Origin of the sequence: Streptomyces sp. NPDC048507 (assembly GCF_043199995.1) — a bacterium.
In the GTDB taxonomy this organism is placed as follows: domain Bacteria; phylum Actinomycetota; class Actinomycetes; order Streptomycetales; family Streptomycetaceae; genus Streptomyces.
Genome location: NZ_JBICWZ010000020.1, coordinates 70,085 through 86,245, shown reverse-complemented (window position 1 = coordinate 86,245; position 16,161 = coordinate 70,085). Strand labels below are relative to the sequence as shown.

The following is a 16,161-nucleotide window of genomic DNA, read 5'->3' as shown; positions in this document are numbered from 1 at the left end:
ACTCTCGCAACCGTCGTATCGGGGGTGCGAGGTCAGTGGTGCCAGGCGCGCCCGCCCGTGTTGTGGATCAGGCGTTGGAGCACCTTCACGGTGACCAGGTATTCGTCGTCGCTGATGCCCGCGTGACGTTCCTTCCACAGGTCATCCTGGAGGGCTGCGGCGCGGGCCTGGAGCGTGCGGCCCTCCTCCGTCAAGGCCACCTCGTCGCCTGCGGTTTCCGTGACCCAGCCCCGGGCGACGGCCATATCGATCTCGGCGCCGATGCCCGCGTCGCCCACGGCGAGGTAGCCGCTCAGGACGCGCGTCAGCTCGCCGCGGGTCCCGTCGCCCTCGCCCCCGGCCAGCCGGTTCAGGATCCACCACTGCGGCTGCGTGAGGCCGATCTGCCCCAGCGCGGCCCGGGTGCGGGTGACCACCGCCTCGGCGGCGGCCCAGGTCCAGTAGCCGACGGGCTGCTTGATCAGCTCCGTGTCATCGTGCGAGTAGTCCATGGTGGAGCAGCTCCTCTCGTTCGCTTCCGGTCCGACGTGTGAAGCCTAGGAACTCAACCGCACTTGAGGTCCAGTGCTGCGGCCGGACCCCTACCCGGCGCGGGGCGAGGTCCGCGGCACGCACCAGACGACGTGAGCGGCCTTCTGCGCGTCCCCGCACCCACCGGCCAGGATCGATCGCAGGTCGGCCCGTTAGGGTCGCAGGCATGACGACACCCCTGGCCGGCAGTGCCTTCGACTCGCTCCGCCTCGACGCCGTACCGGACCGGGAGGCGCTGCGGCGGGCGTACGAACTGCCTGGCGCGGCGGCCGTGCGCAAGCAGATGACCGAACTCACCGAGCAGACGAGGCAGCTGATCGGCTGCTCGTCGCTGGTCCTGGTCGCCAGCGCGGACGCCGAGGGCAATTGCGACGTCTCCCCGCGCGGCGGCCCCGCCGGGTTCGTCACCGTCCTGGACGCACGGACGGTCGCGATACCGGACGCGACCGGCAACAAGCGGCTGGACACCCTGCAGAACGTCATCGCCACCGGGCGGGCCGGGCTGCTGTTCGTCATCCCCGGGCGGACCACCACCCTGCGGGTGAACGGCCGGGCTGTCGTCTCCACTCGCCCGGAGCTGCTGACGCAGCTGACCTCCGTGGGCAAGCCCCCGGCCAGTGCGCTGGTCCTGGGGATCGAGGAGGTCTACCCGCACTGTCCCAAGTCGCTGCTGCGCAGCGCGGCCTGGAAGCCGGAGCAGTGGCTGCCGGCGGACGCCCAGCCGGCCTCGGCCGCGGTGACGCTGGCCCAGCTGCGGATGCCGGAGCTGACGATCGCCGACATCGAGCGGGCGGAGGCGGACTCGCTGAGGTATCGGTACGAGTAACGGGCCGGCCCGCGCCTGCTGAGGCGCAGCCTGCCGAATTCCCCGGCCGGCACGCTCCGAGGCGCCGGCCGGAGCCGCTTGCCCATGGCGTCACCGTCCCTGAGCGGGGCCCCGTCGTGCGCCGCAGCCGTCCGGCGTCCCCGCACGGGGCGCCGCACACCGCCATCCGGCCGGAAGTCGCGCGTACGGGCGGCGGCCGGGGGAAGACGACGTGCATGAGGATCAGCCAGGAGCACGGGGCGGAGCCGGGCACGAGCGGCTGGAGGACCTACGCGGCGTGCGCGACGGCCGTCGCCGCGGCCGCGATCGTCGGCGGCGTGGCCGTCGAACCCGACAGCCGGTGGTACCGCTCGCTCCGAAAGCCCCCGTGGCAGCCGCCGTCCTGGGCGTTCGGGGTGGTGTGGACCCCCTTGTACGCCTCCCTGGCCTGGGCGACCGGTCGCGCACTGGGCCGCACCGAGGGCTCCCGGCGACGGGTGCTGGCAGCGGCCCTCGGCGGGAACCTGGTGCTGAACGCGGCCTGGAACTGGCTCTTCTTCGCCCGTGAGAGTCCCCGGGCCGGACTGGCCGGGACGCTCCTCCTGGACGCCTCGAACGCCGCTCTCCTGCGTTGCGTGCACCGCGCGGATCCGGCGGCGGCGCGCGCTCTCGTCCCGTACGCGGCCTGGTGCGGATTCGCCACGGCGCTCAACGCCTCCATCGCCCGCCGCAACCCCTGACGGCCGGACTCCGGCTCGCCGATGGCGCCCGGCGCGAGTCCGGACGAAGGGGTGTCCACGGTGGAGCCGGGGCAGGGGCGTTCGGCCTTGCCCGCCGGGGCAATTCGGCCCTGTTGCCGTCTGTTCCTCTCCGGCCGAAAGGACGATCTGTGCTGCTTTGGGTGGATTGAGTCGCTGTTGTTACACACCCGAGCGGAGACGTACCGACAGGGCTCCTAGTTTCCGGTACGCACCTGATCGCGTTCGCCTTTTGGAAGGTCGTGCACATGTCGAACTCCCGCCGTATCCGCCTGTCGCTCACCTCTGCCGTCCTGGCTCTGGCCACGGTGACGGCACTGGCCTCCACGGCCGTCGCCGCCGCACCGGCCGATGACGCCGCGCCCGTAGCCGCAATGCCGTCCGCCGCGGCCCCGGCTACGCAGGACATCGCACTGAGTGACGGCAGCGTCGCGCACGTCACGCCCCTGGCCGACGGCACGTTCCAGGCGTGGGTGACCTACCGGGGCACGCGCACCGCCTCCCTCGACGCGGCACACGGCACGGCCCGGGTGGGCGGCACCACCTACGTCCTGAACCAGGCGAACGGCTTCGTCGGCGCCATCGAGTCCTCCGGCTGGCACAGCGAGTCCGACACGCCCCGCCCCCGCACCGACAGCCGCAGGGGCCCGGCCAAGCCCCAGCCCGTCGGCACCACCCGCGACCGCGCGCTGCCCAGCGGCGCCGTCGCCCACGTCACCCGGTTCTCCCCCACCCGGTGGCAGGCCTGGATCACGCTCGGGGGAGCGCGCCTCGCCTCCCTCGACGCCACCCACCCGACCGCCTGGGCCGACGGCTGGAGCTACCGCCTCGACGCCCACAACGGCACGGTCACCGCCCGCGCGTGACAGCCCGCGGAGGGCGCCGCCTGGGAAGCGGGCAGCCTCCGGACGGTCGTCTGGTACTTCACCGCGGGTGCCGGCGAGGAAGTGACCGTGGAACCGGTCCGGGTGGAAAGCGGCCGGGCCGTGTTCGTCGCCGCCCTCGCCCGGGCCGTGCCCGCCGCCCGGACCACGGCCACGGTCGAGGTGCCCGTCGTACCGGCGGGCACCTACCGGGTGCAGGTGACGGCGCGGACGATCATGGACGGCTTCAGCGGCGACATCACGATCACCGGCAGCTCCCGGTGAAGCGGCTCTCCTTCGAGCACGACGGCCGCACAGTGACCCTCTCGCTGCGCGCGACCGGCGAACCCGCGGACGACGGCGCCGGCGAGGTGGCGTGGCGCACCCGGGGCCTGGACGGCATCGTGCCGGTCCCGGCCACCTTCGAGGGCCGCGGCCCCGAGCCCCGGCCCGGCCCGGCCCCCCGCTCCGGTCGGAACCGGAACGCATCGCCCGCCTCGTGCAGGGCTTCATCTGACGACACTCCGCCGCACCGTCGGGGGAGGTGTACGCGCGGTCACCGCGACGGACGGCCCGACGGTACCCGGGCCCGTGGCGACGGGCCGCCCCGCTCCGGCGCGGGCCGTCGGGGTGCGGCCCCCGTCGCGGCCCTGATGGCCAGGGCCGCACCCCGTACCCCCGACCGTACTCCGGGGCCGCAGGCACCGGTGCCGCTGTCCACGAGCTGCGGCCCGCGGCGACCCTCTCCCGCCCGCTCCGGCGGGCCGCGGCCGTCGCCCGTTCCCAGGACGAGGTCCGTGCCGGTTCGAGCGCTGCCCGCAGATGCCGACGAAGGCCGCCGGTCCCTCGGTGTGTCAGCCGCGTCGTGCGCACGGGCGTGCCACCTCTCCCGGCGGATGCCGGTCGGGGCGACCGCGATGAGGCAGGCGGAGATGATCGCTTCGGACCACAGGAAAAGACACCTCATGCAGTTAAGCCGTCAAGCGGGTCCGGTCCCCGACGGAAATCGGATACTCTCCGCAGCTCCGGCCTGCGAGGCTGTGGGGGTGACTGAGACGACTCCGTATGACGCCGACCGTGCCCGATTCACCCGTCAGGCGCTGGCCCGCCTGGTCCTGTGTGACCACGCCGTGGATGTCGCCGATGCCGCCGCCGGTCTGGTCGCCACTGAGAACGACCCTGACACCGGTCCCGGAGGCCGGGTCAGCCAGGCATTCCAGCTCGTCGAACTCGCGGAGCGCGCTCTGGCCTCGGCCGTCATCTACGAACGCGAGCGAGGCGCCTCCTGGACGGAGATCGCCCAGTACCTGGGCATCGGGCCAGGAGAAGCGGAAGAACGGTTTGCCGCGATGCTGGAAGGCTGGGACACGGCCTTCGAAGTTCCGTATCGCCTCGATGAGACCGGCCGCAAGCGCATACCGCAGTTGCCCACGGCGGCGTACGACCCAGCCTGGGCCTGCGAGCATCTCGATCGTTGGGCATACGTCCGGCGCATTGGGACCAATGCAGTGAGCTCCGCCTTGGTCATGGCTACGCCGCAGGAGGAGCTCCCGTCAGTGACCCCGTAGCGGCGTTGGCGGGGAGAGCGATCGCTTCACCGAACGGGGCCCGTGCCAGTAGGCAGTGGTGGAGCTGGCCGAGCATCCGGTAGTGGGCGTCGGCGCCGGCCGAGCCGCTGAGAGAAGAGAAGGCCCAGAGGTGGCCGACGTGGTTGAGCCGGTTGTTCTTGACGAACCGGCGCCCAACGCAGTGGCGTTTGCCTGAGGCCCGGGTGATGGGGGCCGCGCCCGCGTATGTCGTGGTGCCCCTCCGCCCGGTCGATACCGCCGGACCGCACGGGCGCACGCCGTGTCCAGAGCTCGAAGCTCGTGAGGAATGACGCGTCACCGTGCGGCAGCTCATCCATCGAGGATCCCGAACCCGAGAGCCCCATGGGGCAGAGCGTGCGAGGACCGGCCGGCGCCCAGCGCCACCGGTCTTTTCAAAGACCTCGCACGGCCGGAGGTGTCGTAGGGATCACCACGGCGCCGACCGGACCACACACGTCCTGCCCCGGCTGACACCGCCCGCCAGGCCCTCAGAGATCCAGAACCTCTAATCACCAACGAATCGGGGGGTTTCCCGGCGCCGTGGTGCGGAACCCGGCGAGGGCGAACAGTGTGGCCGCCATCCAGGACTTGGCGGGCCATACGAGTCCGAAACGGATTGAGGACGGTTCGAACCGCTTTGCTGCGGTCTCGGGAATCCCCGCCCCCAGCCGTTGGAACCGGCAAACCGCCAGGGCAGAGGCCGCAATGGACGTTGGCAACCACCCTGTCGGCACTTCCGGCCCGCCGCGCCGCGCCGCGCCGCACCGCGCACGCCGACGGCACCGGCTCAGGGCGCGGACCCTGCCGGAGGCGGATCCGCGGGACGCGGCTCCGGCAGCCCCTGAACGCCGCCGATGGCCACCCATCCGCCACCCGTCCCCTGAACGGCCAGCCCGTGCCCGGCCAGGCCCTCCAGGTGCTTGGCCACCGTGCGCTGCGCGAACCCGACCGCCGCGCAGAGCTCTTCCACCCCGCTCTCCCGCGCACCGGCCGCCCGCAGCGCGCTCCACGTGCGCCGCGCGGGCCGGCCCAGGCCGCCGTCCGCCTTGCTCGCGAACACCGACGGCTCCGGCCCGGGCACCCGTTCACCGACGGAAGCCCTCGCCTGTACGGGCAGCGCCGCGCTGCCCCGCTCCTCGGCGACGGCCTCGGCGGCCGGAGCGCCCACGGCCGGGCTCCGGGCACCCCGTTCCGTACGGGACCGGCCCACCGGCCGGGGCGTCCGGTTCACGCGCCGATGCCTGCGGCCCTTCTCGCGCTTGCCCACGTCGGCTCCTCCAACGACTCGCTTCCAGCTCAGGCCCTAACGAGCCCGCCCTCCCACAGAACCGCCCCGGGCCCAGGCGATGCGGAGAATCACTGACACGGCCCAGCCCCACGCGCCACGAGCCTCGTAGCGGCCGCGCGGTCCGGGCGAAGAGCCCCTGTAGGCAGGCTCCCAAGGAGCACCACGGGAGCAGGAGTTCGTATCCGTCCACGACCACGCCAAGAGCGTGGGCGGGCCGCACCCGTGGGCGCTCGCACGCGCGGCACCCGGGCCGAAAGATCACTCATGCGATCCCACAACCAGGGCATCTGCGGTGCTGAGGAAAGGAGTTGTGGATGAACTCGGAGCTGAAGGTGTCACTGGCCCGCGGCTCGGATGATCCGTCCGGCTGGGTCCTGGTCGCGGTGGTCTTCGCGCTCTACCTGCTCATCGGTTACGGGTTGGAATACCGCTCGAAGAAGCGCAGGGGCGCCGCGCGGCCGGCGAAGGCGGCGGTGGACGGGCTGTTCTCGGAGCGTGAGGGCACGGACCCAGGCCAGCGGTTCACCAGCCGCATGGTGATGCTGGCCGGCGCCCTGGCGGCGGGACTGGCTGGATTCCTCACCCGGAACACACCCGCGGCGGTGCAGTACCCGGTCATGGGCGTCGTGGCGCTGATCGGGATCTTCGCGTGGGCGTACTTCGACCACCGGACGGAGCCGCGCGGCTGACCCCCTCGGGGTCGCCCGGTACTCGGGTCATCCCCGGTAGGAGTCCACCAGGCGGGCGAGGTGGCGTCCCGTCGTCCGCAGGGGTTCCTCGCTGCGGTGGACCTGGGAGGAGACTTCGGCGCCTTCGAGGGCGCTGATGACCGTCGTCGCCAGGTGGCGCGCGTCCGTGGCGGAGAAGCCCGAGCGGAGCAGCCGCTCCGAGACCAGGTGCTCCCAGTTGCGCAGGGCGGCCGCGCACGCCCGCTGGATATCGGAGTCGGTGCCCAGGGTCTCCAGGGCTGCCGCGGTGACGGGGCAGCCGTCGGTCCAGCCTGACTTCCGCAGGCTTTCGGCCAGTTGGCGGGCACAGGCGTCGACGGCCGCACCGGGCTGCTCCTCGCTGTCCAGCGCGGTGCGGAGGATGTCCGCGAATTCCCCCTCGCCGTGTTTGATCGCCGCGACCGCGACGGCTTCCTTGCCGCCGGGGAAGAAGTGGTACACGGACCCGAGCGTGGCCCCCGCCTCGGTGGCGATCTGCTTGATGGCCGTGCCCACGTAGCCCTGGCGCTGCAGGAGGCTCGCCGCCGCGATGACGATCCGGTCCCGGGTGCCCGTCTGGTTCTCCATGTCTCCAGTCTACTGGATAGAGCGCTCGTTCTAGTGACGTGTTACGTTGTGCCCGGCCGCTAGATAGAGCGTTCGTTTTAGTCTCTGTGTGGCGAGCCGCCGGGACCGTTCAACCGTTCAGAAAAGCGCCGTCAGTCGAAACGCGGAGGATTCACCAGTGAGTACCCAGCAGCCCGTGACCGTTGTCGGACTCGGCCCCATGGGGCGGGCCATGGCCCGCGCCTTCCTCGACGCGGGCCATGGCGTCACCGTCTGGAACCGCACCGCTTCCCGCGCCGACGCCCTGGTCGCCGGTGGGGCCGTGCTCGCGAGCAGCATCGAGGACGCCCTCAGGCCCAATGACCTGGTGATCCTGAGCCTCACCGACTACGAGGCGATGTACGCGGTGCTGGAGCCCGCGACCAGTGAGCTGTCCGGACGGGTGATCGTCAACCTCAGCTCCGACACCCCGGAGAAGACCCGTGCGGGTGCGCGCTGGATCACCGCCCACGGCGGTACCCACATCACCGGCGGCGTCACCGTGCCGCCGTCGGGCATCGGCAGCCGCGACTCGTACACCTTCTACAGCGGGCCGCGCGAGGCCTTCGAGCGGCACCGCTCCACCCTTGAAGCCCTCACCACCACGGACTACCGGGGCGAGGAGCCCGGGATCGCGGCGCTGATGTACCAGATCGGCATGGTCATGTTCTGGACGTCCATGCTCGGCCACTGGCAGGCCATCGCCCTCGCCGACGCCCACGGCCTCAGCGCGCAGGACATCCTCCCGCACGCCACCGCGACGATGGCCTCGCTGCCGGAGTTCCTCGCCTTCTACACGAAGCGCATCGACGCGGGTGACCACGACGGGGACGTGGACCGGCTGGCCATGGGCATGGCCAGCGTCGAACACGTTCTGCACACCAACGCCGACGCGGGCGTCGACACCACGCTGCCGGCCGCCGTGGCCGAGCTCTTCCGCCGTGGAATGAACGCCGGGCACGGGTCGGACAGCTTCTCCAGCCTGGTGGAGCAGCTCAAGAAGCACGTCTGATCTTCCGGACAGCGTCGATCGCCCGGGCGCGGACGTCGAGCGGGGCTCGGTGGCTGCGGAACCTCACGGCGGCCCGGGACGCACCGTAGGATCGGCTTTCGGTCCGAACGGAAAGCTGCGATGACGCGACTGGCTGGCGAAGTGAGCAAGGAGCTGATCATCAGCCCCCGCAGCGAACGCGTGCGGACGCAGCTGGACGAAGCCGCCGCGTGGAGCGCGTACGCGGCGGAGCTTCGCGAAGTGCTCGAAGCCGCGATGGCGAAGAGCGGCGCGGACCTCCTGGAGGTGGGCGGGCTGTTGGTGAGCGAGCCCCTCCCCGAGGAACACCGCGCGCTGCGCAACGGCGCGCAGGTCCGGCCGCCGCAAGCGACGGCCCTCGCCCTGGGCATGGCGGCCGGACACGGGCCGTACGGTCAGCTCACCGCATCCGGGAGACTGCGCATCGAGCCGGGATGGGACGGAGCGGTACACCTCTACACCACACCGGCGGTGGCCGCCGATCTGGCGGCATTCCGTGGTGGGAGCGCGACCTTGCTGTGGCGAGCCGCCGCCCCCGAACCCGAGGAGGTCTCGGATCCCGTCGATGCCGTCGCGGACGCGGCCTTCTGGGCGAAGGTGGCGGACGTGTCCGAGCGCCCGACCCTGGTGGGGGAGCGCTGGGCGCACGGCGCGCACGGATGCAGATGGTTCCGTGTGACACCGGAGAACACGGCCGAAGTGGCCCGCGCGCTGAGGCCGCGCTCGCTGGTCTGCGTGGTCACCGATCCGGAGCTGCACCCCAGGGCGGAGCTGCTGCACGACGGCTTCACCGCTTTCGTGGCCCCGCTGCCGCACGGCGAACTGGCCCACCGGGACTACCCCGGTGGAGCCGACGCACTGTCCGAGGTCACGGACGACGGTTTCTCCCTCCTACTGGCCGATGCGGTGCTGGGCGACTGGTGCGCCGTCGTACCGGATGCGGACGGAGTGGCCAGGGGGCAGTGGGAGACTCCGGGCGAGTAGGCGACGTACGGCAAATCCCGGTACGGCGGTCCTGCCGGGTGCGCCGGGTGGTGCGCCGGTCCGCGTGAAACCGGGTGCCGGTGGGGTGGGCCGGTAGGTGCAGAGGGCACCGGTTGTCAGGACCGCGGCGTCGCGAGACGCGTGCACCGTACAGGCGAGCGTGACGGACATGTCCCCGTCCGGTAACTGCTCTCGTCGGGGGCTGCCCCGGGGTGCGTGGCGGGTCGAGAGTGTGGCCCTCGGCTCACACCGGGCCGTACATCCACACCGGTTCCCCGCCCTTCGTCTCGGGCGCTGGGGCACGGTTCTTGAGGGAGCGTCACCCATGTCGTCTGTTTCTTCCTCCGTCCGCCGTATCGCCGCCACCGTCCAGGCCGACAGCCCCGGACGGGACGACCACTCCAACCGCTCCCTGAACGCCGAATGGGTGGAGGTCACCAACACCACCCGCGACGGCATCAACCTGCGCGGCTGGACGCTCAAGGACGCGGACGGCAACCGCTACCGCTTCGGCAACATCCGCATCCACAGCCACGCCACCATCCGCATCCACACCGGAGCCGGCCGCGACACCCGCACCGACCTCTACCAGGGCAGCCGCGAGTACATCTGGGGCAACCGCGCCGACACCGCCACCCTGCGCGACGACCGCAACCGCGTCGTCGACACCGAGACCTGGGGCCGCCGCCGCTGACCCCCCGACCGCCCCCGCCCCGCCCCGGCGCTCGTGTGGTCGGGAGGGTGTCGTGGAGGGTCGGGAGTCGTGAACGGCGGAGCGGTCCGAGGCCTCGCACGAGGACCGGAACGGTGTCTGCTGGAGGACGGGAGCGTCCCGGGCCCGGTGTACCGACACCGGCCCGGGCTCGGCGGCCCGGGCGGTGTCGCAGTGGTCGGCCCACGACGGCCGCTCCCCGCGTACCCCCCGGGCCGCCGCCCTGCGCAGCAGGGCAGGGGCGAGCCGGGCAGGACGCGGAGCGCGCGAGCACGGGCAGGCCACGCATGACCAGGCTCTTGAAGAAGACGATTCCGTCGTGGTCCGGTCCCGGTCCCGGTCCCGGTCCTGCCAGGCCCGGTCCTCCCACGTCATGGAAGTCGCCGACTGACGGCTCGTGGTGGGGCGGGGGCCGGTGCTTCGCGCCGCTGGTCCGGGGCAGGGAAGCGAGAGCCCCAGTGCGGTGTGGAGGGCCTCCGGCACCCGCCGTTCGTTCGCGGCCCCGGTGTCCCGCGGGCGGGAGAGCCGTACGGGACCCAGCGCTCCGGGCACCACGCCGCGGCGCGCGGCCCGCGTGCCCGCACGGGGAACGCGAAGCCCCCGCCCCCTGCGGCGACCGACAGGTGGAGCGCGGCCGGGTCCGCGCCGGGGGAGGCTTCGGCCCTTCCTCGCCGATCGGTCCGCACCGCATGACCCCGGGGGTAATCGACCGCCCCCGCACTCCGACACCAGGATGGCTCTCGCACCGGCAACCCCCTGACGACCCCTCGGAAAGGCCGCACGCCATGCCGTACTTCGAGTCCGCCACCGACCGCACCCGCATCCACTTCGTCGACTACGGCCCCTCGGACGGGCCCGTCATCGTCTTCGTCAACAGCTCGTACTTCGGCGCCGAGATGTGGGAGTACCAGATGCTGCCGCTGGCGGCCGAGGGCTTCCGATGCGTCGGCTTCGACCGCCGGGGCCACGGCCGGTCCGAGGACGTCTGGGGCGGCTTCGACCTCGACACCCTCGCCGGGGACCTGGGCTCGCTGCTCGACCACCTGGACCTGCGCGACGTCACCCTGGTCGGCCATTCGATGGGCACGGTCGAGGTGGTCCGGTACCTGACCCTCCGCGGCACCGGCCGGGTGGCGCGCGTCGCCCTCGTCGGCGCGATGGCTCCGGGGCCGGCCCGCTCCGCGGACCACCCGGAGGGGCTGGACCCGGAGGTGATCCGCGGACTCAACGACACCTTCAGGCAGGACCGGGCGAGGTTCTTCGCCGAGGGCGCCGACGCGTTCTTCGCCCGCCACCTGCCCGGCCCGCAGGTGTCGGACGCCTACGTGGCGCACATGGTGCACCGCTGCCACGGGGCGACGGCGCGCGCCGCCAACGCCCTGGGGGACCTCCTGCCCACCCTGAACCTCGCTCCGGAGCTGCCGAAGATCGACTGCCCGGTCCTCGTCATCCACGGATCGGACGACGCCTCCGCCCCGCTGGCCCTCACCGGCCGCCGCGCGGCCGAGCTGATCCCGGGAGCGGAGCTGCACGTGTACGAGTACGCGGGCCACGGGCTGTTCGCCACCCACGCCGACCGGTTCAACGACGACCTGCGCGCCTTCACCCGCGCCTGAGCCCGTCCCCGCCGGCACCGGCGCGAGACGAGTCCGGCGGGTGCCCGCGAAGACATCGAGCGAGGGCTCTCGCCCCTCCGGTCCCGCGCCGCTCCCGGCGGCGTTTTCACCCACTGCCGAAACGAGGAACCGACTCATGAGCGACCTGACCAACACCGTCACCCAGTACCTCGCCCTCTGGAACGAGGCCGACGCCGACCGCCGCGCCGCCGGCATAGCCGGCCTGTTCGCCCCCGGGGCCCCCTACACCGACCCCTTCGCCTCGGTCGAGGGCCACGAGGGCATCGCGGCCCTCCTCACCGGCGCCCGCGAGCAGTTCCAGGGCCTCACCTTCGAGCTCCACGGGACGGTCGACACCCACCACCACATCGCCCGCTTCCAGTGGGCCCTGGTGACCGCCCCCGGCACCGAGCCCATCGCCATCGGATTCGACGTCCTCGTCACCGACGGCGCCGGCCGGATCACGGGCGTCTACGGCTTCCTCGACAAGACGCCCGCCGCCTGATCCACCACGAATAACCCCCGAGCGGCCGGTCCGCCGGTCCCGTTCAAGATCAGTCGAGAGGTTTGTGAAGGATGCCCGACCGTCAGCTGATCAGGCTCGAACAGGCCAGCCGCTGCTACGCGGCCGGATCGGCGGCACAGCCCTCCCGGCTGTCGGGCGGCCGGCAGCAACGCGTCGCCATTGCACGCGCCCTGATCACGGACCGCGCCGTCTTCCTCGTCGACGGCCGCGTCACCGACGAGGCGCACCGCCCGACGGCCCGTCGGGTGGCCGAACACACGGCCCGTCTGGCGGCCGGTCCGGACACCGGCCGGGAAGCCGGTCCGTACGACGCTACGGAACCCGGTCAGTGGCCAGCCGCGGGGCCCGCCCGGACCCAGGGCGGCCACTGATGGGCATCACCCTCCTGCTGCCCGTGGCTGCGGCAACCTTGCGCAAGCGGTGGCCCGCCTTCGCGGGTTCCTTCGTCCCGCTCACCCTCGGCGTCGCCCTGATCGCCGCTACGGGGCTGCTCGTCAGCACCTCGGCGGGGCTGCAGAACGACGACCCGTCGGCGCCGTCGCTGAAGAAGCTGCTCACCCTCATGGCCGGCATGTCCGGGTTCGTGTCGGTGTTCGTCGTCGCCTCGACGTTCGCGTTCGCGGCCGCGGGGCGACGCCGGGAGACGGCCCTGCTGCGGACGGTCGGTGCGACCCCGCGCCAGATCCGGATGCTCGTGCTCGGCGAGGCGGTCGTCGTCGCCCTGGCCGCGTCGCTCTGCGGGGCGCCGCTGGGCCTGGCCGTGGCCCCGCGGTTCGCCCGCTCGCTGGTTGCGCTGGGCGTGGTGCCCGAGGACTTCTCGGTCCGGATCAGCGCGGGCCCGGTGCTCGTCGCCGTCGCCGTCGAGGTGGCGGTGGCCGTGGTCGGCTCCTACGCTGCGGCCCGTCGGGCCGGCCGGGTGCGGCCGATGGAGGCGCTCGGCGACGCGGCGGTCGACCGGCGGGTGATGACGACCGGCCGCTGGCTGTGGGCCGTCGGCCACCTGCTGGTGCTCTCGACCGTACTGGTGCTGCTCACGACGGTGCCGACCGGCACGGACCGGGACCCGCAGCTCCGCGATCCGCAGAACCTGCCCGTCTGGGCCTTGCTGATCGACGTCATGGCCGTCATGGCGGTGGCCCTGTTCGCGCCGGTGCTGGTCCCCGCGCTGGCACGGGTGCTGACGCTTCCGCTGCTCCCCGCCCCGGGCGCGGTGGGCCTGCTGGCCCGGCAGAACGCCCTGACAGCCCTGCGGCGCACGATCTCCACCGCTACCCCGATGTTCCTGGTGATCGGCCTGACCGGCACGGTGGTCGGCTCCACGCTGACCTTCGGGGACGCACGGACCGTCCAGTCGCGAGAGGCGCTGCGGGCCGGGTACGTCGTCGCACCCGATGGCGGCCCCGTCCTGACCCCGGACACCGTGGAGCGGCTGCGCGCCCTGCCGGGGGTGAGCACGACCACGACCCGTACGACCTGGCTGAACGCACTCACCGCCGGTTCGGATTCCGGGGCGGGGGCCCCGGGCGCGATCGCGGCGACGGTGGTCGACGGGAACGCCCGCGCCACCTGGGAACTCCCCGTCGAAGCAGGCTCGCTGGAAGCTCTGCGGGGTTCCTCCGTCGCCGTGTCGGGTTCGCTGGCCCGGGCCAACGGCTGGCAGGTCGGCGACCGGTTGCACGCCGCCCTGGACGACGGCTCCCCCTTCACGGTCGAGGTGGTCGCCCTGGTCAGGACGCCGCTGAGCCTGGCCGAGGTGCTCCTGCCGTACGAGGCGGTGTCCGGCCACCTCGGTGCCGGCCCGGATCCCACTGCCGCCTTCCTCACCACCACGGCCGGAAACCCGGCGCCGACCGCGGTGCCGGGGGCCGTGATCACCGCAGCGACCGCGTGGGGCGGGCGCGACGACGCCCGGTCCCGTTCCGACACGATCGCGATGACCGCCGTCCTGGGGCCGGCCCTGCTGTACGCCCTGATCGCGATCGTCAACACGATGCTGATGTCCACCGGCGACCGGCTGCGGGACTTCGCCGTCCTGCGGCTCACCGGCGCCAACGACCGCCAGGTGCTCTCCATGGTGGGCGTCGAGGCGCTGTTGACGGCCGCGACCGCCGCCGCCCTGGCACTGCTGGTCACCACCGGCACCCAGGCAGCCACCCTGATGCTGATCGGGAACCGGATCCTGGAGTCCGGTCCCGGGCTTCCCCTGACCCTGCCCTGGACCGCGATCGGCGCCGCCGCGACCGTCGCGCTCGCGCTCGCACTGGCCTCCAGCCTGGTGCCCGCCCGGATCGCGCTGCGCGCCCGCGCCCTGGACGTGGCCGCCGCCCGTGAATGAGGCCTCTGCCGGCCCCACTGCACCGCCCCGGCCGCCGGGACCACCCCTCAACGGCGGGCTCGGGGCCGGGCCGGCTTTGGCGGGACGGCTCGACGTGAGGGTTACTGGCGGCCGGTCCAGCGGACGGGGAGGGTGGGCGTGGTCGCCTACCGACCGAGGGCCAGGGTGATCCTGACGGCCGCGGCTGCCTGCCGGCAGCGGGCGTACCGGCGCCGGAGGACGCGGAATCCCTACCCAGCGAAGTTGTCCGGGGGCCACCCGCGGTGTTCAGCCGCAGCGGGTGTGACGGAGCATGATGCGTGGCCCGAACGGTCATCCACTCCCAGCGGGCCCTCGGGCATGTGAGGAGCCGTACCGCTTCGGGCGGTGAGGCACAGCTGACCGGTACGGACTCCGGTCTGGCCGGATGGCAACGCACGAACCCCACGGAGCCCACGGGCGGGGCGGGGTGCGCACTGCTCAGGCAGGTTCTGTCTTCGCCGTGGACCCGAGCGGCGTCTCCAGTGCGGCTTCGGGGCGGGAAGATGATCGTGGGGAGGGATGGAACACACGCTCGAAGTACCATCCCTGCAAGGTCCTGTGGAGAGGGCGGAGGGCAGAGGGCGATGAGTGTGACGGAGAGTTGGTCGCGCGTGATGAGTCTTCTTCGGGAGCACGCGCCGGCCGATCACGCAGATCTGCCCGGGCCCGCCACGGAGCAGATGCTCGCGGCAGCCGAGGAACGGATGGGGATCTCCCTGCACGGGGACCTGCGGACGTGGCTGTTGCAGAACAATCTGGATCTGCCGGCGGAAGATTTCGACGACGACGTGATGTGCTGCGGCTTCGACGGGTTTCCCGACGAGGGAAGCTTCTTTCTGGGCATCCGGGCGATGGAGAGGCTCCACGCGAACCGCTCCACGTCCTGCGGATTCGACCCTCCGGACCAGCCGGACCACCCGTTCTGGCGCAACGAGTGGATCCCGTTCCTGTCGGACCAGGACGGCTGGACGGGAAAGTTCATCGACGTGCGGGACGGGCGCGTCGGCAGGTGGTTCGTGGGTGAACCCACGGTCACGGGCCAGTATGAATCGATGGCCCAGTATTTCGACTCCATGGCGGAGACGCTGACGAAGATCGCCGATGGAAGCTCACCGGTCTGCCGGATCACCGACGGCCGACTCGTCTGGTCGTGAGACGGCTCCCAACCGGATGACGGCCAGGGCCAGTCCGTCCCCACCCCGGAACGGCGACGAGACCGTCGGCCCGGGCTCCGTTTCCCGATGACGGGCCGAGGCGCCGGTCTCGTGGACGTACGCGTGGGCGTAGGCCTGGGCGTGGGCGTAGGCGTCGCGGTGCCTCTCGTCGGCGCGCGCCGGTGGTGCTCGACGTCAGTACGATGAGCTCGCCGCGGACGGGAGGCAGACGACGGTGAGAGACGACGCGAACGGCGCCGCGCAGGCGTCCCGCCGCCGGGGCCAGGGTGAGCTGGAGGCTCAGGTGCTGGCCGCCCTGGTGCAGGGGTCCGGACCGGTCACCGCCGGCTGGGTGCAGGAGCGCATCGGTGGCGGGATCGCCTACACGACGGTGATGACGATCCTGACGCGGCTGCACGTCAAGGGCGCGGTGGTACGGGAGCGGGTGGGGCGCTCGTTCGAGTGGACGGCGCTCGCCGACGAGTCGGGGCTGGCCGCGCTGCGAATGCGCAAGGTGCTGGACGGGGAGTCGGATCGGCAGGCGGTGCTGGCGAGCTTCGTGACGGCCCTGTCTCCGGGGGACGAGCAGCTGCTGCGGGAGCTGCTGGCCCAGGCGTCGGAAGGCGAAGACTGACG

At 72.5% G+C, this 16,161-nt stretch carries 18 protein-coding genes and 2 pseudogenes; 15 read left to right on the top strand and 5 right to left on the bottom strand.

Annotated elements, in window-relative coordinates; translation table 11 throughout:
• Nucleotides 1-32: 32 nt before the first annotated feature.
• Entirely contained in the window at nucleotides 33-491 is a 459-nt protein-coding gene (locus tag ACGFXC_RS33365) for a MarR family winged helix-turn-helix transcriptional regulator (RefSeq protein WP_393718635.1), read from the bottom strand.
• A gap of 206 nt (nucleotides 492-697) precedes the next feature.
• On the opposite strand from ACGFXC_RS33365, the gene ACGFXC_RS33360 reads away from it, so the two are divergent.
• From ACGFXC_RS33360 to ACGFXC_RS33340, 5 genes are all read left to right on the top strand, one after another.
• Nucleotides 698-1,357 (top strand): MSMEG_1061 family FMN-dependent PPOX-type flavoprotein, encoded by a 660-nt coding sequence (locus ACGFXC_RS33360; protein ID WP_393718634.1) that lies wholly within the window; start codon nucleotides 698-700, stop codon nucleotides 1,355-1,357.
• 215 nt (nucleotides 1,358-1,572) lie between these two features.
• Nucleotides 1,573-2,076 (top strand): TspO/MBR family protein, encoded by a 504-nt coding sequence (locus ACGFXC_RS33355; protein ID WP_393718633.1) that lies wholly within the window; start codon nucleotides 1,573-1,575, stop codon nucleotides 2,074-2,076.
• A 266-nt stretch (nucleotides 2,077-2,342) separates the two neighbouring features.
• Nucleotides 2,343-2,960 (top strand): hypothetical protein, encoded by a 618-nt coding sequence (locus tag ACGFXC_RS33350; RefSeq protein ID WP_393718632.1) that lies wholly within the window; start codon nucleotides 2,343-2,345, stop codon nucleotides 2,958-2,960.
• 87 nt (nucleotides 2,961-3,047) lie between these two features.
• Entirely contained in the window at nucleotides 3,048-3,242 is a 195-nt protein-coding gene (locus tag ACGFXC_RS33345; RefSeq protein ID WP_393718631.1) for a hypothetical protein, read from the top strand.
• A 761-nt stretch (nucleotides 3,243-4,003) separates the two neighbouring features.
• Nucleotides 4,004-4,525: a hypothetical protein gene (locus ACGFXC_RS33340; RefSeq protein WP_393718630.1), complete on the top strand. Its 522-nt coding sequence runs from the start codon at nucleotides 4,004-4,006 to the stop codon at nucleotides 4,523-4,525.
• Here the strand turns inward: ACGFXC_RS33340 and ACGFXC_RS33335 are convergent.
• From ACGFXC_RS33335 to ACGFXC_RS33325, 3 genes and pseudogenes are all read right to left on the bottom strand, one after another.
• A pseudogene (locus tag ACGFXC_RS33335) lies at nucleotides 4,488-4,775 on the bottom strand (IS110 family transposase); the annotation flags it as partial. The gene ACGFXC_RS33340 and the pseudogene ACGFXC_RS33335 sit on opposite strands and share 38 nt — an antisense overlap.
• A gap of 289 nt (nucleotides 4,776-5,064) precedes the next feature.
• A pseudogene (locus ACGFXC_RS33330) lies at nucleotides 5,065-5,154 on the bottom strand (DUF4436 family protein); the annotation flags it as partial.
• Nucleotides 5,155-5,333: 179 nt separating this feature from the next.
• Nucleotides 5,334-5,813 carry a hypothetical protein gene (locus tag ACGFXC_RS33325; protein WP_393718629.1) on the bottom strand — a complete coding sequence of 160 codons (480 nt, stop codon included), beginning with the start codon at nucleotides 5,811-5,813 and terminating at the stop codon, nucleotides 5,334-5,336.
• A gap of 335 nt (nucleotides 5,814-6,148) precedes the next feature.
• Between ACGFXC_RS33325 and ACGFXC_RS33320 the strand changes: the two genes are divergently transcribed.
• Nucleotides 6,149-6,523: a hypothetical protein gene (locus ACGFXC_RS33320; protein ID WP_393718628.1), complete on the top strand. Its 375-nt coding sequence runs from the start codon at nucleotides 6,149-6,151 to the stop codon at nucleotides 6,521-6,523.
• 27 nt (nucleotides 6,524-6,550) lie between these two features.
• On the opposite strand, the gene ACGFXC_RS33315 is transcribed toward ACGFXC_RS33320, so the two are convergent.
• On the bottom strand, nucleotides 6,551-7,129 hold the full coding sequence (locus tag ACGFXC_RS33315) for a TetR/AcrR family transcriptional regulator (RefSeq protein WP_393718627.1): 579 nt from the start codon (nucleotides 7,127-7,129) through the stop codon (nucleotides 6,551-6,553).
• Between the two features lie 175 nt (nucleotides 7,130-7,304).
• On the opposite strand from ACGFXC_RS33315, the gene ACGFXC_RS33310 reads away from it, so the two are divergent.
• The 9 genes from ACGFXC_RS33310 (at nucleotide 7,305) to ACGFXC_RS33270 (ending at nucleotide 16,159) form a co-directional block, all read left to right on the top strand.
• Nucleotides 7,305-8,159, top strand: a complete 855-nt coding sequence (locus tag ACGFXC_RS33310; protein WP_393718626.1) for an NAD(P)-dependent oxidoreductase — start codon at nucleotides 7,305-7,307, stop codon at nucleotides 8,157-8,159.
• Nucleotides 8,160-8,279: 120 nt separating this feature from the next.
• A complete protein-coding gene (locus ACGFXC_RS33305) occupies nucleotides 8,280-9,161 on the top strand; it encodes a hypothetical protein (RefSeq protein WP_393718625.1) in 882 nt (293 codons plus the stop codon).
• Between the two features lie 325 nt (nucleotides 9,162-9,486).
• The gene (locus tag ACGFXC_RS33300; protein WP_393718624.1) at nucleotides 9,487-9,855 is read left to right on the top strand and encodes a lamin tail domain-containing protein; all 369 of its coding nucleotides are present in this window, start codon (nucleotides 9,487-9,489) and stop codon (nucleotides 9,853-9,855) included.
• Nucleotides 9,856-10,658: 803 nt separating this feature from the next.
• Nucleotides 10,659-11,489, top strand: coding sequence for an alpha/beta fold hydrolase (locus ACGFXC_RS33295; RefSeq protein ID WP_393718623.1), 831 nt, complete (start codon nucleotides 10,659-10,661; stop codon nucleotides 11,487-11,489).
• A 136-nt stretch (nucleotides 11,490-11,625) separates the two neighbouring features.
• On the top strand, nucleotides 11,626-11,994 hold the full coding sequence (locus tag ACGFXC_RS33290; protein ID WP_393718622.1) for a nuclear transport factor 2 family protein: 369 nt from the start codon (nucleotides 11,626-11,628) through the stop codon (nucleotides 11,992-11,994).
• 71 nt (nucleotides 11,995-12,065) lie between these two features.
• Entirely contained in the window at nucleotides 12,066-12,386 is a 321-nt protein-coding gene (locus ACGFXC_RS33285; protein ID WP_393718621.1) for an ATP-binding cassette domain-containing protein, read from the top strand.
• Complete coding sequence (locus tag ACGFXC_RS33280) at nucleotides 12,386-14,350, top strand: ABC transporter permease (RefSeq protein ID WP_393718620.1); 1,965 nt, start codon at nucleotides 12,386-12,388, stop codon at nucleotides 14,348-14,350. The genes ACGFXC_RS33285 and ACGFXC_RS33280 overlap by 1 nt, the downstream gene beginning before the upstream one ends.
• Before the next feature lie 605 nt (nucleotides 14,351-14,955).
• Nucleotides 14,956-15,525 (top strand): SMI1/KNR4 family protein, encoded by a 570-nt coding sequence (locus ACGFXC_RS33275; RefSeq protein WP_393718619.1) that lies wholly within the window; start codon nucleotides 14,956-14,958, stop codon nucleotides 15,523-15,525.
• A gap of 235 nt (nucleotides 15,526-15,760) precedes the next feature.
• Nucleotides 15,761-16,159 (top strand): BlaI/MecI/CopY family transcriptional regulator, encoded by a 399-nt coding sequence (locus ACGFXC_RS33270; RefSeq protein WP_393718618.1) that lies wholly within the window; start codon nucleotides 15,761-15,763, stop codon nucleotides 16,157-16,159.
• Nucleotides 16,160-16,161 lie beyond the last annotated feature (2 nt).

What these genes read in the sequence shown, in the direction of transcription:
- ACGFXC_RS33365 (WP_393718635.1), bottom strand. Translation starts at nt 491, where the DNA reads ATGGACTACTCGCACGATGACACGGAGCTGATCAAGCAGCCCGTCGGC.
- ACGFXC_RS33360 (WP_393718634.1), top strand. Translation starts at nt 698, where the DNA reads ATGACGACACCCCTGGCCGGCAGTGCCTTCGACTCGCTCCGCCTCGAC.
- ACGFXC_RS33355 (WP_393718633.1), top strand. Translation starts at nt 1,573, where the DNA reads ATGAGGATCAGCCAGGAGCACGGGGCGGAGCCGGGCACGAGCGGCTGG.
- ACGFXC_RS33350 (WP_393718632.1), top strand. Translation starts at nt 2,343, where the DNA reads ATGTCGAACTCCCGCCGTATCCGCCTGTCGCTCACCTCTGCCGTCCTG.
- ACGFXC_RS33320 (WP_393718628.1), top strand. Translation starts at nt 6,149, where the DNA reads ATGAACTCGGAGCTGAAGGTGTCACTGGCCCGCGGCTCGGATGATCCG.
- ACGFXC_RS33315 (WP_393718627.1), bottom strand. Translation starts at nt 7,129, where the DNA reads ATGGAGAACCAGACGGGCACCCGGGACCGGATCGTCATCGCGGCGGCG.
- ACGFXC_RS33305 (WP_393718625.1), top strand. Translation starts at nt 8,280, where the DNA reads ATGACGCGACTGGCTGGCGAAGTGAGCAAGGAGCTGATCATCAGCCCC.
- ACGFXC_RS33300 (WP_393718624.1), top strand. Translation starts at nt 9,487, where the DNA reads ATGTCGTCTGTTTCTTCCTCCGTCCGCCGTATCGCCGCCACCGTCCAG.
- ACGFXC_RS33295 (WP_393718623.1), top strand. Translation starts at nt 10,659, where the DNA reads ATGCCGTACTTCGAGTCCGCCACCGACCGCACCCGCATCCACTTCGTC.
- ACGFXC_RS33290 (WP_393718622.1), top strand. Translation starts at nt 11,626, where the DNA reads ATGAGCGACCTGACCAACACCGTCACCCAGTACCTCGCCCTCTGGAAC.
- ACGFXC_RS33285 (WP_393718621.1), top strand. Translation starts at nt 12,066, where the DNA reads ATGCCCGACCGTCAGCTGATCAGGCTCGAACAGGCCAGCCGCTGCTAC.
- ACGFXC_RS33280 (WP_393718620.1), top strand. Translation starts at nt 12,386, where the DNA reads ATGGGCATCACCCTCCTGCTGCCCGTGGCTGCGGCAACCTTGCGCAAG.
- ACGFXC_RS33275 (WP_393718619.1), top strand. Translation starts at nt 14,956, where the DNA reads ATGAGTGTGACGGAGAGTTGGTCGCGCGTGATGAGTCTTCTTCGGGAG.